We start from the raw sequence: 26214 nt of genomic DNA, 5'->3' as shown, positions 1-26214 counted from the left end.
TACCATAAAGCAGCCTGTGCCAAACGGGTACGGAATTCTCTATTTTAGTGCAACACAATAAAAACGAATAGTCAATGAACGTTACGTCCGGTAATGTTTGCAAAAATACGTTTAGTGAAAAAGGTTACACTATTGATTTTTATCCGTTTATCGTGTCTTTATATGCCGTAGGTGCAGGTTGGTTTTTATACCCATGATTGATTATCTTGGTACGTTGAAAGACTAGCAATGAACAAATACATGATCCATCGTTTGACAGTTTTGCAATTTCTTTATCGAGTTATCCACATAGCTATTTCAAGGAAGAGATGGAATGAGGATCATTGTCTTTCAACATACAGCCTCCTATTCGTCTGTTTTCTCGCTATTGCCGGGCCTGCCTGTACAGAATCCGAACCAGTGGGTGCCGGTGCCGACTGGGCAACTTATTTGGGTCACCCTAGCAGCAATCAATACTCCAAGCTGGATCAAATAAACAAAGACAATGTGGCTCAATTGGAATTGGCCTGGACGTATCTAACCGGAGACTCGGCCAATTTTCAAACAAATAACCTTATTGTTGATGGTTGGCTGTATACGGCTACCCCGCGCAGTCGGGTTGTCGCTTTGGATGGGGCAACAGGCAAGGTACACTGGACATTTGATCCTTCCGAGATTCATGAATCACTTGCCGACGGGGACCAACGGGGGCTGATGTATTGGGATGATGGTGAAGTTGGACGCCTACTTACCATGAAAGGAAACAGGTTGTATGCATTGAATGCGAAAACCGGTGAACTCATCAACTCATTTGGGGAGCAAGGATCGATTCACCTGGGTGCTGAAATGGACGTTTTGGGCATGCCGAATGTAATGCTCAATACCCCTGGACAGATTTACAAGGATATGTTTATCATCGGGGCCAACGTGGGGGAAGATATTCCCGGTGCCGTGCGTGCATTTGATATGCGTACAGGAAAGCGAAGGTGGATTTTTCACACCTTGCCCCGACCCGGTGAATTTGGATCCGATACCTGGCCGGAAAACTACTTGGAAAAGTCCGGAGGCGCATCGGATTGGTCAGGGCTGGCTATTGATATACCGCGCGGCATTGTCTATGTATCAACGGAAACGGCCGGTCCGGATTTTTATGGGGGCGGTCGGTATGGAGAGAATTTATTTGCCAATTCGCTCATTGCATTGGATGCGAATACAGGAAAGCGCCTTTGGCACCACCAACTCGTGCATCACGATCTTTGGGATCTGGATATCCCCCAACCGCCAACTTTACTGACGGTAACGCAAGAGGGAAAAAAGGTTGACATTGTTGCTGTCGGTACCAAAATGGGGCTTTTGTTTGTGTTTGACAGGGTTACCGGAGAACCAATATGGTCGATTGAAGAACGTCCACAAGCTGCCTCTGAAATCGATGAAATCCAAACCTGGCCCACACAACCCTTTCCGACCAAGCCGCCTCCGTTGATGCGGCAAGCCTATACGGCGGAGGATTTTTCGACCATTTCTCCCAGAGCACGGCAAATGAGTAAAGAGGTATTCGGTCAATCGGGAAATTTTGGGGCCTACCCGCCCCCCAGTACCGACCAAACCATCATGTTTCCCGGATTCGATGGCGGCATGGAATGGGGTGGCGCTGCAGCAGATCCTGAGGGAATACTGTACGTGAATGTAAACGAGATCCCCTGGTTTTACCAGCTGGTTCCCACTAAAAAGGCCGATGGTTCCACATTGCCAAATGGCGAAAAGCACTACCTGATCCATTGCGCTTCCTGTCATGGCACGGATCGTAGAGGCAATCCTGCCGGTGGCTTTCCTTCCCTGGAAGATGTGTCCGGTCGATTAACCAAGGAAACGGTAATGCAGGTGATGAAAAAGGGAGGAGGACGTATGCCCGCCTTTGATCAGATCTCGCAGGTGCGTCTGGACGCCATCGTAACGTTCCTGTTTAATGAAGAAGAGGTAGTTAGCTCAAAAGGTAATCGGGATGATACCGCGCCACCTTACGTCTTCCGCGGTTTCCAACGCTGGCAGGACGATGAAGGATATCCTGCCATCAGGCCACCCTGGGGAACACTAAATGCGGTTGACCTGAATACGGGCACGATAAAATGGAAAGTACCACTGGGAGAATACGAGGAGTTGACGCAACGGGGCATTCCAATTACCGGCACGGAGAATTATGGTGGTCCGGTGGTAACAGCAGGAGGGCTCCTGTTTATTGCGGCTACGGCTGATTCTAAAATCCGGGCATTTGACAAAGACAACGGAAAAGTACTCTGGGAGTATGAGCTGCCGTGTGAGGGACATGCTACTCCTAGTGTATACGCCGTGAACGGCAAACAATACGTTGCCATCTCTGCAGGCGGCTCGAAACTAAAACCCCACCCTGAGGGGGCTGTTTTTGTATTTAGTCTTCCCGATTGATACACCATTGATTCTATGAAGTCAAGGAATGAATCCCCCCTTTGGCACAGCTAGTACTATACCTTCCAAATCGAATAAATTTCAACCTGATTTACCAACCAATACAATTTTTAAACCTCCATTTAGCCTACTTCAAACATCCAATAAAAAGCCAAAAAGCGCTGTTTTACCTAAACTTAGACCACTAATCGAATGACGAATAGAAGAGATTTTATAAAAAAAGGATGCATGGCTGCTTCCACTGCATTTTCCCTACCCCATTTTGCCAGACGATCAGAAAACGAACGGAATATTTGGAGGGCATTGCCTCAAATCGACGAGGAGGAATTGCTTTGGAATTGGGTGCGCAATGAGTATTCCGTTTCAGCTACGGTGGCCAATCTAAACAACGGAAGTGTAAGCCCGCAGCCCAGGGTGGTGCAGGAAGTGTTTCACCACTACACCAAAGAGTTTAATACCATTCCATCCATGTATATGTGGAGCGAGGAAGATGCTTCGAGGGCGGTTCGGGAGCAATTGGCGCTTTTGGCAGGCTGTAGTCCGGAAGAAATCGCTATAAACCGAAATACAACGGAAGCGGTCAATACGGTGATTTGGGGCCGGAACTACAGTAAAGGCGACGAAATCATCCTCACCGAACAAGATTACACCTCGGTGATGAATACCTGGGAAGAAGTTGAAGCCAGATATGGCGTGGTTCTTAAATGGCTTTCTCTGGCGCTGCCTGCTGAAAATGACGAAGAGATTGTAGATGCGTACACCCGTGCAATCACGGATAAAACCAAGGTAGTGATGATTACCCATGTGAATAATATCAATGGAAATATAGTACCGGTAAAGAAAATTACTGCTGCTGTAAAAAATATAAATCCAGCCATCAAAGTCCTCGTGGATGGCGCGCATGGTTTTGCGCACATCAATTTTAAGATTTCTGATCTTGGCTGCGATTATTACGCCACCAGTTTACACAAGTGGCTTTGCGCTCCTTTTGGAACGGGAATGCTTTACGTAAAAAAATCCGAGATCCAACAGCTTTGGCCTCTTTTCACCCATGAGAATCCACAGAGTGATCGGATCAGTAAATTTTCCACTTTTGGGACAAGAAATTTACCTGCCGAACTAGCCATTGCCAGAGCTATTGAATTTCACAACGCCATCGGTATCGAAAGAAAAGAAGCAAGGCTAAGGTATTTGAAAAACTATTGGATTACCAGCGTTGCTGACAATCCTAACGTAGAAATTAAGACATCCTTGAAACCTGAATATGCCTGTGCCTTGGGTTCTTTCTCCCTAAGGAACAGGAGTGACAGAGAAGTAGCCCAGAAGTTATTGAAAGACTATCATATTCATCTTGCTCAAAAAGGAGATAAAACGGGCAAGTTTCATGGTCTTCGGGTAACGCCTCATATTTATACCAAAACCGAAGAATTGGATCGATTTATACAAGGAGTTCAGGATCTATCAAAGACATAGCATCCAAAAAAAAATGTGTCTTCCTTATTTCTCGGTTTTTTCCGGCTAACCCGTTGAGGCTAGGAGGAAAAGGCGGAGGACAGATTGACATTCCCATGCGTTACGAACCGGCTTCGATGTTTTGTCCTGATTTTTTATCGGGAAGAACGGTACGGTCTACCCCATCCTTTCCCTAAACCCTCCAACCCTTCATTTAAAATTAGATTTAACCGCTTTGACCTTTTTGGTTCGATTTTGGGGAAGGCCAAAAATGAACCGGAGCAAGTCAATAGCAGTGGCCTTAAAATGGCTAAATTGCCTAATTTCTAACCTTAGAACACATCGAAGCTTTTACTCTATCAGATGGGATCGCCTTTTCTGGAGCTGTTCGCGTGGATGGATCTGACCCTACCCAAATCGGCAAAAGAAATTCACTTCTGTGGCAAATCATTTCAAAATCAAGCAATGATGTCCTTTACTACCTTTCCCGCCACATCGGTGAGCCGGAATCGTCTTCCCAGGTGTTTGTAAACCAATTTTTCGTGGTCCAATCCCAACTGATGCAGAACCGTGGCCTGAAAATCATGTACGTGCACGGGATCTTTTACGATATTGTATCCCAGTTCATCGGTTTCCCCATACACGATCCCTGGCTTAATACCACCACCCGCCATCCAGATGCTAAAACACCGGGGGTGGTGATCCCGACCAAAATTGTCCTTGGTCAACACTCCCTGACTGAAGTTGGTACGGCCAAATTCTCCCCCCCAAATCACCAGGGTTTCGTCCAGCAAGCCTCGTTGTTTGAGGTCGGTTACCAGGGCTGCAGAAGCCTGGTCCACGTCTTTGGCCTGCCCGGTAAATTCCTTCGGCAGGTTTGCGTGTTGATCCCAACCCTGGTGGTACAGCTGCACGAATCGCACCCCTTCTTCGGATAATTTTCGGGCGAGCAGGCAATTGGCGGCGAAAGTACCCGGAATCTTGCAATCTTCTCCATACAATTCCAGAATACTCTGGGGTTCCTTTGACAGGTCCAATACCTCCGGAACGGTAGTCTGCATCCGGTAAGCCATTTCGTATTGCTGAATTTTTGTATGAATTTCGGGATCCTGATTTTCCTCGTACGACCATTGGTTCAATTGGGCCAATTGATCAAGCATGTCCCGTCTATCACGCCGGTTCAATCCCTCCGGGTCCTTCAGGTACAACACCGGATCTTCCCCACTGCTAAACTGAACCCCCTGGTGAATGGAATCCAAAAAACCATTGGACCATAATTTGGAATAGACACCTTGGCTATTCCCTTTTCCACGAGAAATCAAAACCGTAAATGCGGGCAAATTTTGGTTTTCGCTTCCCAACCCATAACTCAGCCAGGATCCCATGCTGGGTCTGTTTCCCTGCTGCGCGCCCGTTTGAAAAAATGTCAACGCAGGATCGTGATTGATGGCTTCCGTGTGCATCGACTTGATGATGCAGATGTCATCCACGATGCTGGCGGTTTTCGGGAAAAGATCACTGATCCACGCCCTGGCCGCTCCATATTGCCGAAAATCGACAAAGGATCCTACCAGTGGAAGAGATGCCTGATTGGCCGTAAACCCCGTTAAACGCTGGCCTCCCCGGATGGACTCCGGCAAATCCTGCCCCTGCATCGCTCTCAATATTGGCTTGTAGTCAAACGACTCCAATTGGGACGGGGCGCCATTCTGAAAAAGGTAAATAACCCGTTTGGCCTTTGGCGCAAAATCCGGTAAACTGGGACGCCGGGCATAGGACTCCCGGCCACTCCTACCTGGGCTGAACAAGTCCGGTATCAAAAGGGATCCCAAGGCTACCGTTCCAAGCCCCAGGCTTAAGCGGGAGAGAAACCTCCTTCGGTTTCTATTCAATCCGTATTCCAACAGTTCCTTTTCCATCACTACGATTTCGTTATTGCTTCTTCTGTATTGTACAGCGTGGAGATCACCTGCATCAGCGCCGCTACACGCACCATTTCCGCTGGTTTTGGTTGGGGAAATTCGCCGATCGCTACCAGCGCCTGGGCGTTTTTTTCCGTCATTTCAGCCAGTTTTTTGTCGTAATAGGTTTCCAGTAAGTCCAATTCTTTCGCTTTTGGCTGCCGGCAAAGAATCAGTCGAAACGCCTTGCTGATTCTGTCTCTATCCGAAGACGCTTCCCGCAACAGGTTGGTTGCAAGAACGCGTGCCGCTTCGAGCACCGTTGGATCGTTCAGCATAACCAGCGCCTGTAAGGGGGTATTGGTGTTCGCACGCTCCGTTTCGCATTGATCCCGGTTGCTTGCATCAAATAACAGCATGGAAGGTGGGGGTACCGTTCGCTTGACGAAGGTATACAAGCCCCTTCGGTACAGGTCATTTCCGTGGTCTTGCACGTATTCCGCTAAGGTAGACCCCCCTGCCGTGGCAGCTTCCCACAATCCATCCGGCTGGTAGGGTTTCACGCTGCGCCCGCCAATGGTTGGTACCAAAAGCCCGCTGCTGGCCAATACCATATCGCGGATAAATTCCGCCTTCAAATGTGCGCGCGATGATCGTGTAAAATACACGTTGTCGGGATCCGCTGCCTTCATTTCCGCCCGAATCACGGCAGACTGCCGGTACGTGGCGGACATGACCAATTGCTTGACCAGTCGTTTGATATCCCATCCGTTTTCACGGAAATCCATCGCCAACCAGTCCAGCAGCTCGGGGTGGCTGGGTAGTTCCCCTTGCATGCCAAAATCCCCCGTTGTGTTTACGATCCCGCGGCCGAAAAACTCCTTCCATATCTGATTGACAAATACCCGGGCCGTAAGGGGATTTTTTTCAGAAAAAAGCCACATGGCCAAGCCAAGGCGATTTTTGGGATAACCTGGGTCAAAGGGAACGATCGATTCCGGTGTGGCCGGAAAGACTTCCGCTCCATACGCATTGAAAATACCCCGTTCCAGCACATAATTTTTTCGCAACGTATCCAGGTCTCCCATTACAGAAACAATCAGGCGACTGCTGTCCGCTTTGTTTACAAAAGAAAGCACTCCTTTCACGTCCTCATCCGTGATTTCCACAAAAGGCTTTTTGGCATAAGATGCGGGTGTGCCTACAGTAGGATCTATGGGTGCCGTGGAAGTCCGGAGCTCGTCTACGGAATTAAAGAAGGAAAAGAGTTCGTAATACTCCTGCTGGGAGATCGGATCGTATTTGTGATCGTGGCAGGCCGCACATTCAAAAGTCATCCCGATCAGGGCCTTTCCTACCGTATTGACCCGATCACTGACGTAGGTAACCCGGTATTCTTCTTCGTCCACCGCGCCTTCTTCGGTTATTTTATGGTTTCTGTTAAAACCCGTTGCCAGAATTTGTTCTTTCGAGGGGCTTTCCAGTAGATCTCCTGCCAGTTGCCAGGTGATAAAATCCTTGTAGGATAGGTTTTTATTGAACGCATGGATGACCCAGTCCCGCCAGGGCCATTGCGTTCGGAAGTTGTCCAACTGGTACCCGTACGAATCGGCATACCGGGAAACGTCCATCCAGTAAACGGCCATGCGCTCGCCAAAGGAAGGCTGTGCCAATAGGAAATCCACGATTTCTTCGTACGCGCTGGAACTGGTATCCGATGCAAATGCATCCATTAGGTCCATACTTGGTGGCAAGCCCGTCAGGTCGAAACTGATTCGCTTCAACAGCTTTTCCTTATCTGTCGGACCGTTCGGTTGATAACCCAGCTCCTCCTGTTTCTCCAAAACAAAATAGTCGATTTCGTTTTCTGGCCAATCGGTTTTGTTAACGTCCGGCACATCCGGGTAGCGGGGAACTTCAAAGGCCCAGTGTTTTTCGTACCGCGCACCATCTTCTATCCACCGTTTAATCAGTTCGATTTCCCGCTGCGATAGTGCCAAATTGGAATCAGGCGGAGGCATCTTTTCCCCTTCGTCCTTGCTGTTTATTCGGCGAAACACTTCTGATTCGTGCGGTTTACCGGGGACCAAAGCGAAAGCATCCGGGTTTTCTTTCAATGCATAAAAGGCTTCTTCCTCTAAATCCAACCGCAATCCTGCTTCTCGTTTATTGGCATCCGGACCGTGACAGGCAAAACAATTGTCCGAAAGAATGGGACGAATGTGGTAATTGTAGCTAACCTGATCGGGAATCCTTTTCTGGATTTTATTCTCTCCTTCCGATCCACTACAGGCAGCCTGCCCCAGGAGTATACTCCAGCGGAAAAGGAACAACAGATTTCGGACGGCTTTATCCATGATAGATTCGAATAAAGGAAACCAGATAACAATCAAACCCGGATCCAACAGAGTATGCAACCAGTCAATAACCAATTGATTGCTGCTCGCCGTTTCTCAGACCACCTGAGAACCGGCCTCCCATTCGCATTACTGACGCTTGTTCAGGTTTTTCGACTACTCGTCAAACCATTCAACCCTTAGTTTGGGATATATATTTATAGTATTGATAATCAGTCTTTTATATATAATTAATTTAAATCGACTTCGGCTCCTCAATGCATATTTCGCATCACAGGATTTGGTTAAGACAAGCAAACGGTACCCTACAATCCCTTTTTGATAAATGCCAGTAAATCAGCCATCTCATCGATGGTTAGCTGATTCTCCAACCCCTGCGCCATTCCTGAAACAGGTAGTGCTTCCATGCTGGAAATTTCTGCACGAGAAATGGTTCGTTGCAGCCCGCCTGCCTGTGCCAGCTCAATGGCACCTGGCGTCTCTTGCAGGACGATACCCTGAACAGTTTCCCCAGTGCCGAGTACGAGTTGCCATAAATCGTATCCATCTGCGATGGAAAGGTTCGGATCCAGGATATCGTTTAGTATGCTCGCGTACCGACGGTTGCGTAAGGAGGCCAAATCAGGTCCGTAATGGAAGCCCCTGTCTTCCGTCATTTGGTGGCACACCGCGCAGTTCTCCTCGTATACCCGCAATCCGTTTTCCGGAATACCTTCGATTTCCAGGGAAGCCTGATAGCGTTCGATTACTGCGTCCCTCCCACTTGCCGAAGGGACCAAAAGTTCCCGTGCCCTATTCCGAATAGAAGGATCCTTCTGATTCATCAAAAACACGGTGTTACCCCAGGGGATATGGCTGGGCATGACGGTCCCCGATTCAAGCCCTTCCAGCAAGGAATGAATGCGCTCCTTACTGGTCAATAGCGAAGCAACGGCGACATTTCTCAGCTCTGGACTCAACCCGGTCCAGCGGTCTAGTAGAAAGCGAACATAGTCCTCCTCCCCTGCTTTGCTTAAATAGCTTAGAACTTGCTGTTGCAAGCGAACCGATTCCTGAGGTCTAATTAAACGTTTTAGTTCATCGCCTCCTTTTTCCAGTTGAAACAGGCCCAACAAGCGTAACCCCAGCAATCGCTCCTCCTCGGGTGCCTCTGGGTTTAAGGTGACCTGAAAAGCCTTTTCCAGCGTCTCCTCCTGCACCGGAATATCGGACAGTTGTGTCACCGTTATCACATCTAGAAATGCGTTTTTTAGCGGAATTGAGGCTATCGAGGGTAGTTTCCGAACAATTGAGGATTGGAAGTGAATCCAGTCCTTTCCAGCAGGAGGGGATTTCCGCAAGCCGGCGGCAATGCCCTTGATCGCCGAAGCCTCCCATCCAGACTCGGGTCGATCAGCTTCCAGCAAGGGCAACAGTAGTTGTTTAACTCCATCAAACCCATCCCGTTGTGCCTGCATACGTGCTGTTTTTTCGATCATTGCTGCATATCCCGCAACTTCCGATTTAAAGCCGGAAACCAATTCTCCCAAAAGATCTTCTCTCGGTCCAATGGGCGCTGCCAATGCGGCCAGCTGTACCCATTCGTCCGCCATATCTTTCGCCAGAATAGCCATGCGCGTTGAAAAGGACCATTCCGAAGAAAGCGTACTCAAGCTATTAAATAACTGGTAGCGGACCTTGGGATCGGGATCGGATTGCATGGCGGTCAATTTCTGGCGCCATTGCGCCAGCGCTTCGGGAAAAAACTCGGCCAGCAACAAGGCATTTTTGCGTACTCCCGGCTCCGGATCGTCCAGGGCCTGGTTCACCAGTTCCGGGCTAAGTTTCCCCATCCCATGGAGCGTCCACAAGGCATGCAGCCTTCCTAAGGGGCGGTCGGAATCCCCGGCAAGTTCCAGCAAATCGGTAGGCACGGGGTCCGGGTTACGGTCCACCAAAATTCGTTGGGCATTGGATCGCCACCAATGATTTTCCAATGCCAGCATCTCAATCAGCTCCTCATCCGAAGCTGCCTGCAGATCAATTGTTTCTGAAAAGTTGGCTTTTTTGGACCCTTTCGGGGTAATGCGGTAGATTCTCCCCCGATCCGTACCATCGTAAAGAGCCCCGGATTGGTTTACCTCATCCGCCATCCATTCGGGGTGTTCAATGATTCTTCGGTGGTAGTCCAACAGATACAGGGCACCATCCGGCCCCAAATACATGTTGACCGGCCTGAACCAGGCATCCCGAGACCGCAGAAATTCGTTTCGTTCGTACAGTTCCGTGCCGGTAAAGGTAGCCCCTTTGTCCTGAACAAGATCCGCATGTACCAGGTTACTGACGGGCTCGGCTGTAAAAATGACCCGATCAAACGGTGCAGGAAAACTTCCTCCAAGGTATGGCGTGACCCCACAGGCTGAAGTCATCACCCCGATGTCTGTTAGCAGCTGGTGTTCCGGATTATCGGTGATGGGGTACACTTCGGCGGCGTTTCCATGGTCAGAAAAGGACTGCGTCACGTTACTGATCGGAAAAAAGGGGTTTCTATCCAGGTACCGGGCCGGCAAAACCTCGTGAATCAAGTGGTTGTTATTCGTTATCAGAAACCGTTCGCCCCAGGCATCGGACGCGTGACCAAACTGCGTACGGCTGGCCAACCGTTCCAGGCCTGTTCCATCCGGCTTGAACCGAACACTTCTTCCGCCGGCATTTACCGGTAATTTCAACCCTTTGGGATCGAATGGAAAGTGAATTTCGGCGCCCTTATCTCCCAATTCCTCGGCAAAAATCACCGTCGTTACCGCCGGTTCATGGCCCAGATAGATCCAGTTATCCAGTCCGTACCGGGGGCTATTGACGTTGTGCTGGGGGTTGGACCGGGCGAAACCGGTCAGGATTACCTCCCGCGTATCGGCTACTCCATCTCCATCGGTATCCTCCAAATACAATACATGGGGAGGGTCTGTTACCAGAATCCCGTTTTTCCAAGCCATTATGCCCGTTGGCAATACCAGGCTATCGGCAAAAACCGTAGACCGGTCCATACGCCCATCGCCATTGGTATCGGTCAGGACTTTCACCTTGCCCGTACCACTCAAATCCAGGGGATAGCCGTGCATTTCCACGACAAACATCCTACCCTGCCCGTCAATCAGCATATCGACCGGATCGGCCACTAGTGGTTCCGAGGCTATTAATTCCAATTGAAACCGCTCGTCGATTTCAAACCCATCCGGAACTACAGGGATATCATCTGCTTGTTGACAGCCGACAAAAGCCAGCAGAGACGCGCAGGTAAGGAACTGAAAGAAATAGGTATCGTAGATTTTTGTCATTTTTATACTGCTAGAATCCATTGTCATCACTCGCTTAACCAGCCCATAAGAAAGGCCTTCACGGCGGAAGTAAGGTCTTCACCGGCCCGGGGTGTAAAGGCATTTACCCGTTCCACTTCGTACCCGCCGTGCGCATAGGCCGCTGCGGTAGGCAGATAGCCCAACCAGCCATTGCTGTATCCATAATAGTAGGTGTAGGGAAAGGGAGACTCTTGGCGCACCTCGTTGGATACTTCGCAAAACAATTCCAGCGGTGCACTCCAAATGGCCAATGATTGATTGAATTTAAGAAAGCGTATGGGCAATAGAATCTGTGGCTTTCCTGCACCATCCAATTCGGAATAGGCAGCCAAATCATCCGGCCAGGGCAGCCCTTCCTTACGCGGGGTGCGGATGGTCAGGGCAGCCGTTTGCAGGTCCACCGCTCCGGTAATCGATTGAATGTTGGCATAGGCGCCCAGGATTTTATCCCCTAGCAATACCTTAAACTGACTGAGGTGTCCGGAACGCGGATCGGGGTAAACGCTGTATATAGGCGCCAGGTTACCGGCGGCACCATTGATAAACAGCATGGGTACGCCGATTTTTTCTTCCACGTATGCGGCCACCACCCCGGGCGCATCGCCGCTAATGGCGGTGTTTTCCTGTCCAAGTACGGTACCGTGTATGGGATAGTTGGCTACCAGTGTCAACGGATCTCCGTTCGCTTTATCGATGCGGATCAATCCGATTTTTCGGTCCACCGGGCCGTCCGGATTCAGGCCAAGGGACGCCTTTCCATGCTCATCGATTGCCCTCCGGTTGATGTTGGCTTTGGAAAACCCCCAGCCCCAGCCCATTTTTGCAGGCTCAAGGCTGACCAAGGCTTCACCAATGGATGCCAATAAGCGGTCTTCAACCAATCGGGTATAATCCCGGTCCCATTCATGCGTGTACCGTTCCCCCATAAAGGCCTCCGGTAGGCCTGGCGGTCCCACCTCCGGCGCCGCATGGGTGTGTGTTACGGTCCACCAAATATTCAGTACAGGAATCCCAAAGCGGTCCTGAATTTCCGCGGCTACCCGGTCGTACTCCGCCGGGGATACCAGACAGATATCGGAAGAAATCAAACAAAATGTCTCGCCTCCTTCGTTTAACAGGACCACCCGGTGAAAGATCCGATCGATAACGCCGGTTGATTTTCGCTCGCCGTAGCCCAACAACCATTGGCTGTCCTCCGGGGTAATATCCACCTTTGAGACCGAAGCCCTCAGCTGTTGCGCGGAAGCAACAGGGACAGAAAGAACGAACAGCAGGAGAAAAAGAGTGATTGGGTAAATTCGAAAGGATGGTAACATACAGACGATCAAGGGTGATGAATTATATTAAAACGGTTTTGTTGCCTATTTGAATGAATTCCCGTAATATTGCACAGAGAATTCAGGTCGTTAGCTCAGTTGGTTCAGAGCGCTGCCTTGACAGGGCAGAGGTCACCAGTTCGAGCCTGGTACGACCTACTATTCATACTCGGGGCTTTGGTGTCGCCGAAGTTTTCTACGAAGATTTCGAACTTCTTCTTCCAAATCGGTGATTTTTTCCTGCAGGTGCACGATCGCATGCAGCCCTTCCAGATTGATTTCCATTTCGTAATGAAGCCGCGCCAGCCGCTCCAATTGGGCTAAATGCTCCGGTACGATGTACGTGGATTCTTCCCGTACCACGAGTTCACAGAGCCCTTCTTTGGAAAGACTATGCACGAATGAAACCTCAATTCCGCAAGAAATGCAAAATTGATCCAGGGGTATCAGGCTTTCATCGGGATGATTCATGATTGTTTCAGGTTTGCCAACTGGGTAAATAATTTTTTCTCCGCTTCCGTAAGGTTTTTGGGTATCTTCACATGATAGGTTAGGTACAGATCCCCCAGAATATGCTCGTTTTTGTATAGCGGTAAACCTTTTCCTTTCAGTTTTACCCGGGCTCCGTTTTGCGTCCCGGGCGGAATCTTGAGTTTCACTTTCCCTGCAAGCGTTTCAACAATCGCCTCCCCTCCCAATACTGCCGTATACAAATCGATCTGTTCTGTTTTGTATAGATTGGTTCCCTCCCGGGTATACAGGGGATCGCCAGCCACATGAAAGGTGATGTACAAATCACCCCGGGGACCTCCCTGTAAGCCTTCTCCACCGTGGCCCTTGATTCGAATGGTTTGTCCATCTTCAACGCCCGCATGAATGGTTATTCGGATTTTTTGATCGTTGATGGCAATCGTTTTCTTGTGCGTGTGCATCAGGTCTCTGAGAGGCAATTCCAGGCTGGCGTGCAGGTCGGCGCCCTTGAACCTGATCTTGGATTCAGTTCGACCGCCAGCTTTTCCAAATAGCGACTCAAAAAAATCCGAAAAGCCACCCTGACCAAATGCTTGTTCAAAATCTTCAGATCGGTACGATTGCTCACGAAAACCACCGGCAGGTCCTCCGCCGGACTGACCCTGAAAGGCCTCTGCATGTTTCCAGTCTTTGCCGAATTGGTCGTATTTTTTCCGTTTCTCCGGGTCACTCAATACCTCGTTAGCTTCGTTGATGGCCTGAAACTTCTTTTGGGCCTCCTGATCGTTTGGATTGAGATCGGGATGGTATTTTCGTGCGAGCTTTCGGTACGCCTTTTTAATTTCTTCCTGACTGGCGTCCTTTCCAATTTCCAGAAGTTGATAATAATCAATAAAATCCATGGTATGTCCGCCTATCCTGGTTTTTGCTTATTCCATTCATTGCTCGTTTCAAAACTGCTCCAGCAGCTCAATCCGCTTATCGATGGGGGGATGCGTGGCAAATAGCCCCGTAATGGCAGATAAGAATCCGGAGGATTTGTCCGGTCTGTTTTCAATAAACAGTTCCGCCACGTCGTCACTTTTCACCGTCTGTACCCGGTAATTTCCTGAAATCTTACGCAAAGCGGCTGCCAATGCCCAGGGCTTTTTGGTCATCTCCGCTGCCCCGCTATCGGCCATGTACTCCCTTTTTCTGGAAATGGCAAAGCGAAACAACATGCTTAGCAAAAACGCCACAAAGGCAATAACCATGGCGATCAATAGGGCGCGGTTATCGCTCTTTCCTCGTCTTCTACCCCCTCCATAAATCATGCTTCGAAAGAGAATCTGCGCAACAAAGGAGAAAATGCCCACAAAAATGATGGAGACGATCAATAGTCGTACGTCTTTGTTCCGAATGTGCATCAACTCGTGCGCAATCACCCCCTCCAATTCCTCGTCATTCAGTTCATCGATGATGCCTCGGGTAAGGGTGACAGTGTATGTTTTTTCGTTGATCCCACTGGCAAAGGCATTCAACGCCGGATCCTCGATGATCTGTACCTTCGGCATTTTCATTCCCTTGCTGATGCAAAGGTTTTCTACCAAATTATACACCCGCATGTTTTCTTTTCGTTCCAGAGGCCTTGCTCCGGCAGCACTGCGAATCATCTTCGAATGAAAAAAGAACGCAATGACAAACCATACGGCAACCGCAATCAAAACTCCTGGCAGGGTCTGCAGAAACAACTCCATGACCCTGTCCGTTGGCTCTTCCGCAGGCAGGGTTAGATAAAAAAACGCATAAACCGCTGCCAACACCAACAAAGGAAATCCCAGCAACAACAAAACAGAACGCAGGTTATTTCGTCTGATTTGTATTTGAATTCCAATATATCCTGCCATTTACTCCTTAAAATTTAATTTCGGGCGCCTGATCCAGTCGCTCCCTTTCGGAGCTGCCCACATCAAACATTTGTTCGGTGTGGAAGCCAAACATCCCGGCAATCAGGTTGGAAGGAAAACTCTGGACTGCCACATTGAACTCTTTGGTTGCGGAATTGAAATACCTCCTGGCGGCGGCCAGCTTATTTTCCACATCGGAAATCTCGTTTTGCAGATGCAAGAAATTCGTGTTTGCTTTCAAATCGGGATAAGCTTCTACCTGAATTTGCAGCCCTTGCAAGGCGGAACCAAGTTCCTGTTCGGCCGCAATTTTCCCATCAATCGTGGAAGCATTCATGGCACGTGATCGCGCCTCGGTTACCCGGGTGAGGACGCCTGCCTCGTGTTCCATGTAACCCTTGACACTGCTCACCAACTGGGGAATCAGGTCGTGCCGTTGCTTCAATTGCACATCAATGTCAGCAAAGGCATTCTCGCGGTTGTTTTTAAAAGCAACTAACTTATTGTACAGCGATACAACAAAAATACCGATCAAAACGGCAACAATTAATACGATCCAAATGATACTCATAGTTTTTGGGTTTGTCCTTTCATCGGGGAATATACAAAAAATGGGAATTATTCTTATATTTAAGCGGCTTTAACTTCAATATAAAACCCATGAAAAAAATTATCGGACCGGTAGCTGTCGTACTGGTCGTTCTTTTAGCAGGCCTGTTTTGGTGGAGGTACTATTTTGTATTTTCCGAAGGAATAAAAGCAGGCAACCTCAATTATTTTGAGAAAAAAGGGTTTGTATTTAAAACCTGGGAGGGGCGACTGGTACAGGATGGGTTTCAAAGCCCGAACCCGGGAGCGCTACAAAGCAATGAGTTTCGCTTCAGTGCGTCGGGAGACTCGGTTGCCCTAATTCTGGAACGAGCCGGTGGTAAATTTGTCGAATTGCGGTACAAGGAATACCTCAACCCCATTCCATGGAGAGGCGCGAGTGAATACGTCGTGACAGATGTGGTAGAAGTAGACAATGCAAACCGCAGCGTGTTACCGATACAATAACCACGAAGCCAAAGGCTGAACACGTTGGACATGGTTCCGTCGTGGGTTTCCGTCTAGCAGCTCGTTGCCGATCGGTTTTTTTCGCAGGGCTGAATCCGTCAGCGAACAATCGCTACCTCGGATGCAAACGGGCAAACCCTGCCGCAAAAACGTCCGGATCGGTTCTGGGTAAAAGATCCACGTCAAGAAGCCCCGGTAGCAACCCTACGACGGAATACCGGACGGTTTTTTTGGTAAGCTACCACCTGCCTGCAGGAAAGTAAGGTCCCCACGGGGGATTTGTCAACTGCCACTATTGGCCCATGTCTGGCGATTGAGCCAAATTATTCGGTGTCCAGATCAAGTTTGATTGCATCTCGAGATTCAATCAACAATGAATTAAGTTTTGCCTCAGCCCTTCCCGCCCATTCTGCCTGGCAAACCCGGGCCCTGGCCGCTGATTGACCAGAGAAAGCCCCTTGCTCAAACACCAACTTATATAAGGTAGGGTCCCGTCGTATTGCTATTTGATCCGAGAATGCGGGCAAAAACAAGCAATTTTCCCATACTGCTAACGCGTCGCACCCACATTCCGTAATTTGGTACCCAAGGCGACCCGTTGCCCACGAAAAACCAACGTTGACATTCGGAAATCAACTATTTTATTTTCATTTTTAAATCTAATTTTGCAATTATTTTTTTATAAGAAAATTCTTTTATATTTTTAAAAAACGAAAAAACACATTCAATTATTTGTAAACACGTAATCCCAAATTTCAAAAAATAATGGATTTTTGGCATTTATTTAGTGATTTATTTATTAAGTGTTTCCTGTTAATTATTTTTGGGTAAAACAGCTGCAATGCTTTTAGTATAAAACTGATATAGCATAACTTACTTAATATAATTTTTGCAACCTAAAAAGCCTATATTTTATTTATTTATTACCAATTAATATGGTTTTTTACCCTCTATTTTAAGTAAAAAATCAGTTAATTAAAAGGTAAAGCGCATTTCTACAACCGCTTCCGTGTCTCGCAACCCGTATTGGGTAATCGGACATGGTTCGTTTGGCTAGCTGTTGAGGTAGCCAGCTGATCGCGTGAAGTACGTATGTTTCCCGCATTGATAAACCAAAAACCACATGCCTATGTGAAAAAAAAGACATTACCCGGTGAAGCGCCCTTGCAGCGACGTACCACCACCCTAAATTTTGCCTAAAAAATGTAGCGAGCGAATGGCTACAATTTCGTACCGGCAACTAACCATACATACCTTAAAAATTATGAAAAAACCACTACTCACAGGGGTTGTGTCACACAAAACGATGGTTTTGTTGGTGGCGATACAGCTTCTGACCACGTATTCGACGAAAAGTCATGCCCGTTCCGTAATCAGCGAAGCGTTCGGCATCCATGCATCCTACCTAATCGAGGCGGCACCCTTTCAACAACGAGCCGATGTAACGGTAACCGGTACCGTATCGGACCCAACTGGCGAACCCATTCCGGGAGCAACCATTTCCCTTCCCGGAACCACAATCGGTACGGCCACTGATTTGGACGGAAAGTACTCCCTGACCGTACCGGAGGGATCGGAGATCGTCGTTTCCTTTATTGGCTTTGAAAGTCAGCGCATCAGTATCGGGGATCGTTCCATCATCAACGTAACCCTAATCGAGGCTACGTCTTCGTTGGACGAAGTAGTAGTTATCGGATTTGGTACCCAAAAGCGGGCGAATGTCACCGGTGCGGTAAGTACCGTGGCAGGAGACGATATCGCCAGACGTCCCGTTCTTAACACAGCCGCAGCCCTTCAGGGCACCACGCCTGGCCTGAGCATTCAAAACAACGGTGGAGCGCCCGGTAATGAAAGCACGAGTATCAGAATCCGAGGCGTCGGTACCTTAAACAACGCCAATCCATTGGTGCTAATCGATGGGGTGGAACAATCCTTAAGCACGGTTGAACCCACCAATATCGAAACCATCACGGTGTTGAAAGATGCGGCATCATCTGCCATTTATGGCTCCAGAGCGGCCAATGGGGTGATTCTGGTAACCACCAAAAGAGGCGCAGCAAGTGGTGTTTCCATCAATTACAACAATTTCGTGGGTTGGCAAAATCCCAATTTCTTTCCCGAACCAACCGACCCTGTTACCTGGATGCGTTTGGAGAACGAGGCGCAAGCCAATGTGGGGGCCAATCCTACCTACAGCGAAACGTATATTGAAAACGTAGCCGCAGGTACCAATCCACTACAGTACCCGTTTGCGGACTACGAAGGGGGAATTTTCAACCCGAATGCTTTTCAACAGCGGCATTCGCTATCGCTTTCCAGCGGGAGCGATGCGGGGAGAATTTTTGCCTCGATCAACTACGCCGATACGGATGGCATTCTTCAAAATTTCAACAACAAGCAGGTTACCATGCGTATCAATTCGGATTTGTACGCCAGCGACAAGCTAACCATCAAAACCAACCTCATGTACCGAAATCGGGCCTTCAGTGGTCCGGGCTTTACCGGGCAGCGAATCACACAAGCGCTCCTTCATATCAATCGAAACATTGTTATGGAGTATCCCGATGGGACCTATGACCTGGTTTCCGGACAATGGAATGCCCGTGCCATGGTGCAGGAGGGTGAAACCAGCCGGATTAGTGACGACGTTTTTGGTCAGTTGGGTTTTGCCTACGAGATCAACGATGCTCTTTCCCTGGAAGGCAACGTGACCCTGAATACCACATCCACGGATGGTTTTATCTTCCAAAATGGATTATCAGGGATGAGGAATTACCTGACGGGCGAATTGGTGAATGTTGGGGGATGGTTTGCTACCTCAAAGCTTACCGAAAGCCAGGAAAACCTTCGGGAATTGAGCCAACGGCTGTACCTGAATTACGACCAAACCTTTGGCCTGCATAGCATACAGGGAACGGCTGGATACGAGGAAATCTATAACCAGTACAAAGAAATAGCTGCCTCCAGGGACAACTTCTTTAGCAATGACCTGCGCGACATCAACGCGGGGGACATTCAAAACCAAACCACCGGGGGGTATTCCGAGGAGTGGCGTTTGCGGTCCTTTTTTGGTAGAGCAAATTACAGCTATGATGACCGGTACATGTTTCAGGCCAATGTTCGCTACGACGGATCCTCCCGATTTGGAGAAGGCAATCGATGGGGTATTTTCCCTTCCTTTTCTGCCGGGTGGAGAATATCCGAGGAAAATTTCATGAGTACGGGAGACACCTTTAGCAATTTACGGCTGAGAGGGTCCTGGGGACAACTTGGAAACCAACGCATCGGGCTGTACCGGTACCTGAACACGTATAACTTAAACAATGGATACCAGTTTAATGATAATCTGGTACCAGGAACGGCCATCACCCGGGCGGGAAACCCGGACATTACCTGGGAGACCACCACGATGTCCAATATTGGCTTGGATATGGGTTTCTTGGATGACCGGATTGAAGTGATAGCCGAATATTTTTACAAATACACGGACGATATTCTTATCGAACTTCCCATCCCCCGTACAATCGGATACAGCCCGCCGGTACAAAATGCTGCTGCGGTATCGAATAGAGGCTGGGAAGTGGCCATCAACTACAACAGCATCCCAGCGCCGGATAATGGTTTTCAATATACGATTGGGCTAAACTTTTCGGATGTTGTCAATAGAATCGAAGACTTAAAGGGAACGGGGCCGTTTTTCCCGGACAAGTTCACGGTATGGACAGAAGGCGAATCCATCAATTCCCTGCGAGGCCTGCAATCCCCGGGTATCTACCGGACACAAGAAGACCTGGACAACTATCCGGCCACAATTTTTCCATCGGTCACGATCGGAGACATCATTTACGAGGACTTAAACGGAGACGGAGTCATCTCTCAGTCGCTTTACCCCGCAGGTGACCAGTACATCATGGGGAACGAAGATCCAAGGTATGAGTTCGGCGTGCGGTTTAGCGCCTCCTACAAGGGGTTTGACTTTTCCATGTTTTGGCAAGGCGTACTGCGCCAGCAACATTCCCTGGATGGCGCACTGATGGAAGGACCCAACTACACCAATTTCATCCCTACAACCATGGCAAGGGAGGCCTTTCATCCGGAAAGAAACCCAACTGGCTCCTGGCCCATGGTACGTTCCGGAAACTCTGCCAATCTGATGGAATCCGATTTTTGGTTGCAGAACACCAGCTACCTGCGCTTGAAAAATTTCCAACTCGGGTATACCATTCCGCAGAATGTTGTAGCCAACCTAAGGGTATATGTATCCGGCGAAAACATGCTGACATTTACAGAAACAGAATTGTTTGATCCGGAGACACCCCGGGGTAGAAGTCAGTTTTTTCCACACAGCAGGCTTTTTAGCGGTGGTGTAAGTGTTGGGTTTTAATCAAAAAAATAGAAATAAGATGAATAGTATAAAAGATACAACAAAATATATCGGCATGGCCTACCTGCTGTTGGCCATGGTTGGCTGCGATCAGGGTCTGGACCTGGTACCTCCCGGAGAGGTATCCGAACTCATTTACTGGCAGCAGGAAAAAGATGCACGCCTTGCCGTAAACGGGATATACGTAGAATTGGACGGTCAATTAATGGTAAAAGAATTGGATGCCGTCACCGATATCGGTTTTCGTGCACCTTCCGGGCCAGGTTCCTTACACGACGTATCCATGGGTTCTTTCGACCCGGTGAATGCGGCGATTGGTTCTCAATGGGACAGGTACTACCGCGGGGTACAGCGCGCCAATAACGTACTTACAAATATCGGAAGAATTGAGCAGGGAGATCCCGAGTTGCTGTCCCGGTACGAAGCAGAGGCGCGATTCCTGCGTGCTTTCTTTTACACGCAGTTGAGTAGCCTTTGGGGAGACGTACCGTTGATCGTCGAACCGTTGGATGTCACCGCTCAAGTGGGACGGACATCAAAAGAAGACGTGGTCGATTTCGTGATTGCCGAACTTGATCAAATCATTCAGGGAAACCAACTGCCGTTGAGCTATTCTCAGGACATTGGTCGGGCCACAATGGGTGCCGCATTGGCGTTAAAAGCACGGGTGGCCTATCGAAATGAACGGTATGCAGTGGCAAGAGATGCCGCCAAAGCCGTTATGGATTTGGGCATCTACGAACTCTATCCGAATTACGAGGAGTTGTTTCACTACGCGGGACAAAACTCATCGGAGGTGATTTTTGACCGGCAGTATACGGTCGGTGGCGATACCTACAATGCCTTTTCCTTTTCGGCGGCATCGATTGGCGGGGGATCTGTGGTAGAACCCATTCACAATTTGTTTTTAAAGTACGGGTACAAAGGACCGCAAAATCCAAACGATCCGTTTGAAAACATCGATCCCCGTTGGTCGTATACGTCTTACTACACCGATCAGCCGATTGGCTCAAGTACCTTCAACTCCCTACCCGATAGCCCGACACCGGATCGGGTAAGGTCGACGGAGTTTTCGACGGTACACGGCTACAATCTTAAGAAATGGGTAGACTACGAGGCGGATCGAAGCAATCCAAATACGGGGTCGATTAACATGATCCTGATCCGGTATGCAGATGTACTGTTGATGTACGCCGAGTCAAAAATCGAATTGAATGAAATCGACGAATCGGTTTATGAGGCCATCAACAGCGTGCGGCAACGACCCACGGTAGAAATGCCACCAATTACGGCAGGTAAAACACAAGAGGAACTTCGATCGATCATCCGGGACGAACGGGCAGTAGAACTGGCATTTGAAGGCCTACGGCTATTTGATATGAATCGGTGGAGAATTGGTGAGGATAAAATAGGTACGGTAGAAGGACTCTATTACCTGAACGAAACTACCGGACAGTGGGAAACCATCACCAGTGGCCTTAACCGTAACTTCCGATCTGACCGGGATTATCTATGGCCAATTCCACAGAACGAAATAGAAATCAACGATGAAATCACCCAAAACCCCAACTATTAGAAGGTAGTTATCATCGATAGATATAAAAAAAGCCACAAATTCAACATTTGTGGCTTTTTTTATCTGATACGAACGCTTCCGCTTCGGAAGTTTGTTCCACTTGCAAAAATACTGAGAGCGGACGAAAGCGAGCATACCTTTTCTCCCATTTCCTCCGCTCCTTTTCTATCAGGCAGGATCACCCAACCTGACGTTTTTCATCTCCTCCTGCTCCATAAAGGGCTGATTTCGAACCCGTTTGCCGGATGCCTTGTAAATGGCATTGGCAATCGCTCCACCCGTAGGCGGTAAAGCCGGTTCGCCCAATCCGGTAGGATCAATGCCATTGTCAATAAAATGGGTTTCGATCTCGGGAATTTCGTTCATCTTTATCAACCGGTAGGTATCGAAATTTTTCTGATCGGCAATGCCATCGGTAAAGGTCATGTTGGTGAACATGGCATGTCCCATGCCGTCTACCATTCCCCCACGCACCTGCTGATCGGCCCCGGTTGGGTTGACCACGATTCCACAATCCGTAACTGCGTAGATTTTGTCCAATTTCGGTTTGCCATCGACCATTCTGGCCTCCGCCACCTGTGCCACGTAGGAACGGTGTGAGAAATACACACTGAATCCCTGAGATACGCCAGGTTTTGTCCCCCAGCCCGACTTTTCCGCAGCAGTTTCCACCACAGTTCGCATGCGGTCTATATCGTAGTGAATTTCACCTACCGGGTTTTTCTTGGCACGGTCCAATAGTTCCAGTCTAAGCGCTACCGGGTCTTTTCCGGCCGCCTCGGCAACTTCGTCCAGGAACGATTGCTCGGCAAAGGCCAGGAAATTGGTAATCGGAGCCCGCCAGGCATTGGTGGTGATGGGGGATTTGTATTCGAGCGACTCGATCAACAAATTATCCACTGATCCTGAAGGAAAATTGTTTTCTCGGGTACAGTTGCCTGCATTGATGCCGACTCCTCTTAACTTGTAACCGATCAGGTTATTTTCATTATCAAGAGCGGCTTCAAAGCGGTATTTTACCGCAGGTCGGTAGGCGCCTCCCGTCAGGTCGTCCTCTCTGGACCAAGTCAATTTTACCGGTGCCTGTAGCATTTTGGAAAGCTCAACGGCCTCTTCTACAAAATCTGCACGCAACCTTCTTCCAAATCCTCCGCCCAAACGGGTCATTTCTACCGTTACTTTATCGGGCGATACGCCACAAATTTCCGCTGCAGCCTTTCTGGCGCGGTCGGGGGTTTGGGTGGGACCGATTAATTCCACCCCATCCGGTTTCACATGGGCGAAAAAATTCATCGGCTCCATCGGGCTGTGGGAAAGAAACGGACATTGGTACTCGCTTTTGATTACCCGGGCGGCGGAACGAAAGGCTGCATTCACGTCTCCGTCTTTCCTTTTAACATCTGCCTTTCCGGAGGCCAACATTTCGTCAAACACCTGGTTGTGGAATTCGGTGGATTCCAGCTTTCCGTCTATTGGCTCGTATTGAATCTTCAATAACTTCTTCGCTTTCATCAGTGGCCAGGTAGTCTCGCCGATTACGGCCACGTTGTTCTTAAACGTCACCACATCTTTCACTCCTTTTACTGCTTTGGCCGCTTCAGCATCTACAGATTTCAGTTTCATACCAAAGGGAGGACGCTGTATCATTGCCTGCACCATCCCTTCCCGGTAAAAGTCCAACCCGTACAGGGGCTTTCCGGTAAACATGGCCCGGTTGTCCACGTTTTTTATCGGCGTGCCGATTATTTTAAAATCTTTTATATTCTTTAAAGATACTTCTTCTGGTACGGGTACCAGCGCCGCTTCGTTTGCCAGTTCTCCGTAGGTCAGTTTTTTCGACCCATGGATCACCTGCCCATTTTCGGTGCGCAGGTCTGAAACCGACACACCCAATCGATTGGCTGCCGCCTGCACGAGCATCTGCCGTGCGGTGGCCCCTGCCTTTCGCAACCGCTCCCAGGAATGGGGCATGGCACCCGATCCACCGGTGACCTGCCGATCGTATTTTTCTGTATCTAAAAAGGCCTGCTTCACGCGAACCTTGGACCAATCTACGTCAAGTTCTTCTGCCACGATCATCGGGAAGGAGGTTTTGATATTCTGTCCCAATTCCGGATTGGGCGAATAGATCACCACGTGATCAGTGGGCGAGATGGACAAATAACTATTGAAATTCAATGCGCTGTCCATTATTTCTTTTTCGCTTACCACTTTCATTTTTGGAGAATCACAGCTGGACCAGTTAAAACCGATCAAAAGGCCTCCTCCTGCAGTGGCAGCAATTTTTAAGAAATCTCTTCGGTTTGTTTTCAATGCTTTTTCCATGATTACTTGGTTTTAGCGGATGCCAATTTTACTGCTTCCTTGATTCGGTGATAGGTGCCACATCGACAGATATTCGCGTTCATTCCTGCCACGATTTCTTCCTCACTGGGATTGGAGTTCTTCTTCAATAAAGCGGCCGCGGTCATGATTTGGCCTGCTTGACAATACCCACATTGCGCCACATCCACCTCTTCCCAGGCTTGTTGCACCGGGTGGTCTCCGTTTTCGGAAAGCCCCTCTATGGTGGTAATGGCATCGTTCTGTACAGAAGACACCGGTAACACACATGACCTGACGGCCTCGTCGTTGACATGCACGGTGCAGGCCCCACATTGGGCGACCCCACACGAATACTTTGTACCTACCAGGCCAAGGGTATCCCGAAGCACCCACAACAAAGGGGTATCCTCTTCCACATCTACCTCGTAGTTCCTGCCGTTGATTTGAAGTTTGTAGTTAGCCATTTTAGTACATCTATTGTTAGCGCTCGAAAATACAACTTTTTATTTCGTGTTTCAATGAATTTTCCTTCTACTGGTGAAACTATGTGACAACCGGAATTCGGTAAACGAATTCGCCAATCACTTTGTCTACCTCTACCTATCACCTTGATTCACAGATACTACGCTAATAAATTTACAGGTATGTTCACGAATAACCAGCGGTCAACGCCATAAAATGACCGAATCCTGGCCAATTCATAATTTTTCTAAATAAGTCACGAATCCGATTTTTTCCTCATTTGGAGTGGTTACCGGAAATTACTACCATCAAAGCGTAATTATTTTTTTGATCTTCCTATTTTAATAATTAAATTTTGATTTGAAATAAAACAACGCTACTTTCTACGAAAAATGTACCCCATCAAACGACAATGAAACGGTTTCTTGGACTACTTTTCATCGCGGCGGTCGTCCTGGTGCTGATCCTGCTGGTAACCAGGCCCGAGCTGCTTCAGTCGGTTTGGTTGTGGTTGGTCGGTTTTATTGGCTACATTATTTATTTTATCACCAGTGGTACAAAGAACCTGTTGGCTTTATTCAAAAAAGAACCGGCGGCACCCAGCTCTCAGGAACCGGCCAAAAACGCTCCAAAGGTACCGGACTCAGGAAAAAGCAAGGATCCCGAAAAAGGACAGCCGGCAACGTCGCTCCCTCTTGAACGGCTACCTGAAACGCATCCGGACGAATGGGAGGAACTAGGCGGGACGGCAGTTACGGTACTTCGGTACCTGGACGATGGAAATACGACCCTTGGACTCCTTTACGTGGGAAGCGCGTTCTTTTGCTATACCCTGGAAGATAGCCATCGGGATGAAAAAGTCGCCGGAATCACCCGAATTCCCGAAGGCCGGTACCCGCTTTCGCTAAACCCGAACCTCACCGAGTTAACACAACGATACCGAAAACGATTTCCCTGGTTTGACTACCACATCGAAATAAAGGATGTTCCGGATTTCGACCTCGTATACCTGCACATTGGAAACAGCCACCGCGATACCCGCGGCTGCCTACTCCTTGCAGACGGTGTAAATGCCGGGTCTTCAGAGAAACTGGTCACCCATTCTCAACGTGCCTTCGAACGATTCTACCGAACCGTCTACCCGACCCTAACCGCGCAAGTCCCGCAAGAAATAACCATACGAAACGAAAACTGGATGGAGCGTGCAGGAATCCGAACAAAACACTTAATCCCCGTCACACGCTGACAACCTTTAGAAAAGCCCCCAAT

General features: G+C 48.8%; 16 protein-coding genes and 1 tRNA gene. 7 read left to right on the top strand and 10 right to left on the bottom strand.

The window, feature by feature from the left end:
• The first annotated feature begins 399 nt into the window (after positions 1–399).
• Together GCU44_RS13280 and GCU44_RS13275 are read left to right on the top strand one after the other, a co-directional pair.
• A complete protein-coding gene (locus GCU44_RS13280) occupies positions 400–2421 on the top strand; it encodes an outer membrane protein assembly factor BamB family protein (protein WP_206670838.1) in 2022 nt (673 codons plus the stop codon).
• A gap of 192 nt (positions 2422–2613) precedes the next feature.
• Positions 2614–3894 (top strand): aminotransferase class V-fold PLP-dependent enzyme, encoded by a 1281-nt coding sequence (locus GCU44_RS13275; RefSeq protein WP_154856832.1) that lies wholly within the window; start codon positions 2614–2616, stop codon positions 3892–3894.
• Between the two features lie 437 nt (positions 3895–4331).
• On the opposite strand, the gene GCU44_RS13270 is transcribed toward GCU44_RS13275, so the two are convergent.
• The 4 genes from GCU44_RS13270 to GCU44_RS13255 all read right to left on the bottom strand — a co-directional run bounded on the left by GCU44_RS13270 (position 4332) and on the right by GCU44_RS13255 (position 12785).
• The gene (locus GCU44_RS13270) at positions 4332–5792 is read right to left on the bottom strand and encodes a DUF1501 domain-containing protein (protein WP_154856831.1); all 1461 of its coding nucleotides are present in this window, start codon (positions 5790–5792) and stop codon (positions 4332–4334) included.
• Positions 5793–5794: 2 nt separating this feature from the next.
• A complete protein-coding gene (locus GCU44_RS13265; RefSeq protein ID WP_154856830.1) occupies positions 5795–8131 on the bottom strand; it encodes a PSD1 and planctomycete cytochrome C domain-containing protein in 2337 nt (778 codons plus the stop codon).
• Positions 8132–8436: 305 nt separating this feature from the next.
• A complete protein-coding gene (locus tag GCU44_RS13260) occupies positions 8437–11448 on the bottom strand; it encodes a PVC-type heme-binding CxxCH protein (protein WP_161993938.1) in 3012 nt (1003 codons plus the stop codon).
• A 26-nt stretch (positions 11449–11474) separates the two neighbouring features.
• Positions 11475–12785 carry a neutral/alkaline non-lysosomal ceramidase N-terminal domain-containing protein gene (locus GCU44_RS13255; RefSeq protein ID WP_154856828.1) on the bottom strand — a complete coding sequence of 437 codons (1311 nt, stop codon included), beginning with the start codon at positions 12783–12785 and terminating at the stop codon, positions 11475–11477.
• Positions 12786–12869: 84 nt separating this feature from the next.
• Here GCU44_RS13255 and GCU44_RS13250 point away from each other — a divergent pair.
• Positions 12870–12944: transfer RNA gene (locus GCU44_RS13250), tRNA-Val, on the top strand.
• Here the strand turns inward: GCU44_RS13250 and GCU44_RS13245 are convergent.
• The 4 genes from GCU44_RS13245 to GCU44_RS13230 are packed head-to-tail and all read right to left on the bottom strand — an operon-like array spanning position 12945 to position 15713.
• The gene (locus GCU44_RS13245) at positions 12945–13256 is read right to left on the bottom strand and encodes a chaperone modulator CbpM (RefSeq protein ID WP_092169255.1); all 312 of its coding nucleotides are present in this window, start codon (positions 13254–13256) and stop codon (positions 12945–12947) included.
• Positions 13253–14158: a DnaJ C-terminal domain-containing protein gene (locus GCU44_RS13240; protein WP_154856827.1), complete on the bottom strand. Its 906-nt coding sequence runs from the start codon at positions 14156–14158 to the stop codon at positions 13253–13255. The genes GCU44_RS13245 and GCU44_RS13240 overlap by 4 nt, the downstream gene beginning before the upstream one ends.
• Before the next feature lie 48 nt (positions 14159–14206).
• Entirely contained in the window at positions 14207–15142 is a 936-nt protein-coding gene (locus GCU44_RS13235) for a M48 family metallopeptidase (protein ID WP_154856826.1), read from the bottom strand.
• Positions 15143–15149: 7 nt separating this feature from the next.
• A complete protein-coding gene (locus GCU44_RS13230; RefSeq protein WP_092169246.1) occupies positions 15150–15713 on the bottom strand; it encodes a LemA family protein in 564 nt (187 codons plus the stop codon).
• An 89-nt stretch (positions 15714–15802) separates the two neighbouring features.
• On the opposite strand from GCU44_RS13230, the gene GCU44_RS13225 reads away from it, so the two are divergent.
• The 3 genes from GCU44_RS13225 to GCU44_RS13215 all read left to right on the top strand — a co-directional run bounded on the left by GCU44_RS13225 (position 15803) and on the right by GCU44_RS13215 (position 22158).
• A complete protein-coding gene (locus GCU44_RS13225) occupies positions 15803–16198 on the top strand; it encodes a hypothetical protein (protein WP_154856825.1) in 396 nt (131 codons plus the stop codon).
• A gap of 1264 nt (positions 16199–17462) precedes the next feature.
• A complete protein-coding gene (locus GCU44_RS13220; RefSeq protein WP_154856824.1) occupies positions 17463–20582 on the top strand; it encodes a SusC/RagA family TonB-linked outer membrane protein in 3120 nt (1039 codons plus the stop codon).
• A gap of 19 nt (positions 20583–20601) precedes the next feature.
• Positions 20602–22158, top strand: a complete 1557-nt coding sequence (locus tag GCU44_RS13215; RefSeq protein ID WP_154856823.1) for a RagB/SusD family nutrient uptake outer membrane protein — start codon at positions 20602–20604, stop codon at positions 22156–22158.
• A gap of 168 nt (positions 22159–22326) precedes the next feature.
• Here GCU44_RS13215 and GCU44_RS13210 read toward each other — a convergent pair whose 3' ends face one another.
• Positions 22327–24483 (bottom strand): xanthine dehydrogenase family protein molybdopterin-binding subunit, encoded by a 2157-nt coding sequence (locus tag GCU44_RS13210; RefSeq protein WP_154856822.1) that lies wholly within the window; start codon positions 24481–24483, stop codon positions 22327–22329.
• Between the two features lie 2 nt (positions 24484–24485).
• Positions 24486–24947: a (2Fe-2S)-binding protein gene (locus GCU44_RS13205; protein WP_154856821.1), complete on the bottom strand. Its 462-nt coding sequence runs from the start codon at positions 24945–24947 to the stop codon at positions 24486–24488.
• A gap of 410 nt (positions 24948–25357) precedes the next feature.
• On the opposite strand from GCU44_RS13205, the gene GCU44_RS13200 reads away from it, so the two are divergent.
• On the top strand, positions 25358–26191 hold the full coding sequence (locus GCU44_RS13200) for a DUF5675 family protein (protein WP_154856820.1): 834 nt from the start codon (positions 25358–25360) through the stop codon (positions 26189–26191).
• The last annotated feature ends 23 nt before the right edge of the window (positions 26192–26214 follow it).

The organism is Cyclobacterium xiamenense (assembly GCF_009467825.1).
Lineage (GTDB): Bacteria > Bacteroidota > Bacteroidia > Cytophagales > Cyclobacteriaceae > Cyclobacterium > Cyclobacterium xiamenense.
Note: the sequence above shows the minus strand (reverse complement) of the source record. Positions and strands in the feature narration are given on the sequence as shown.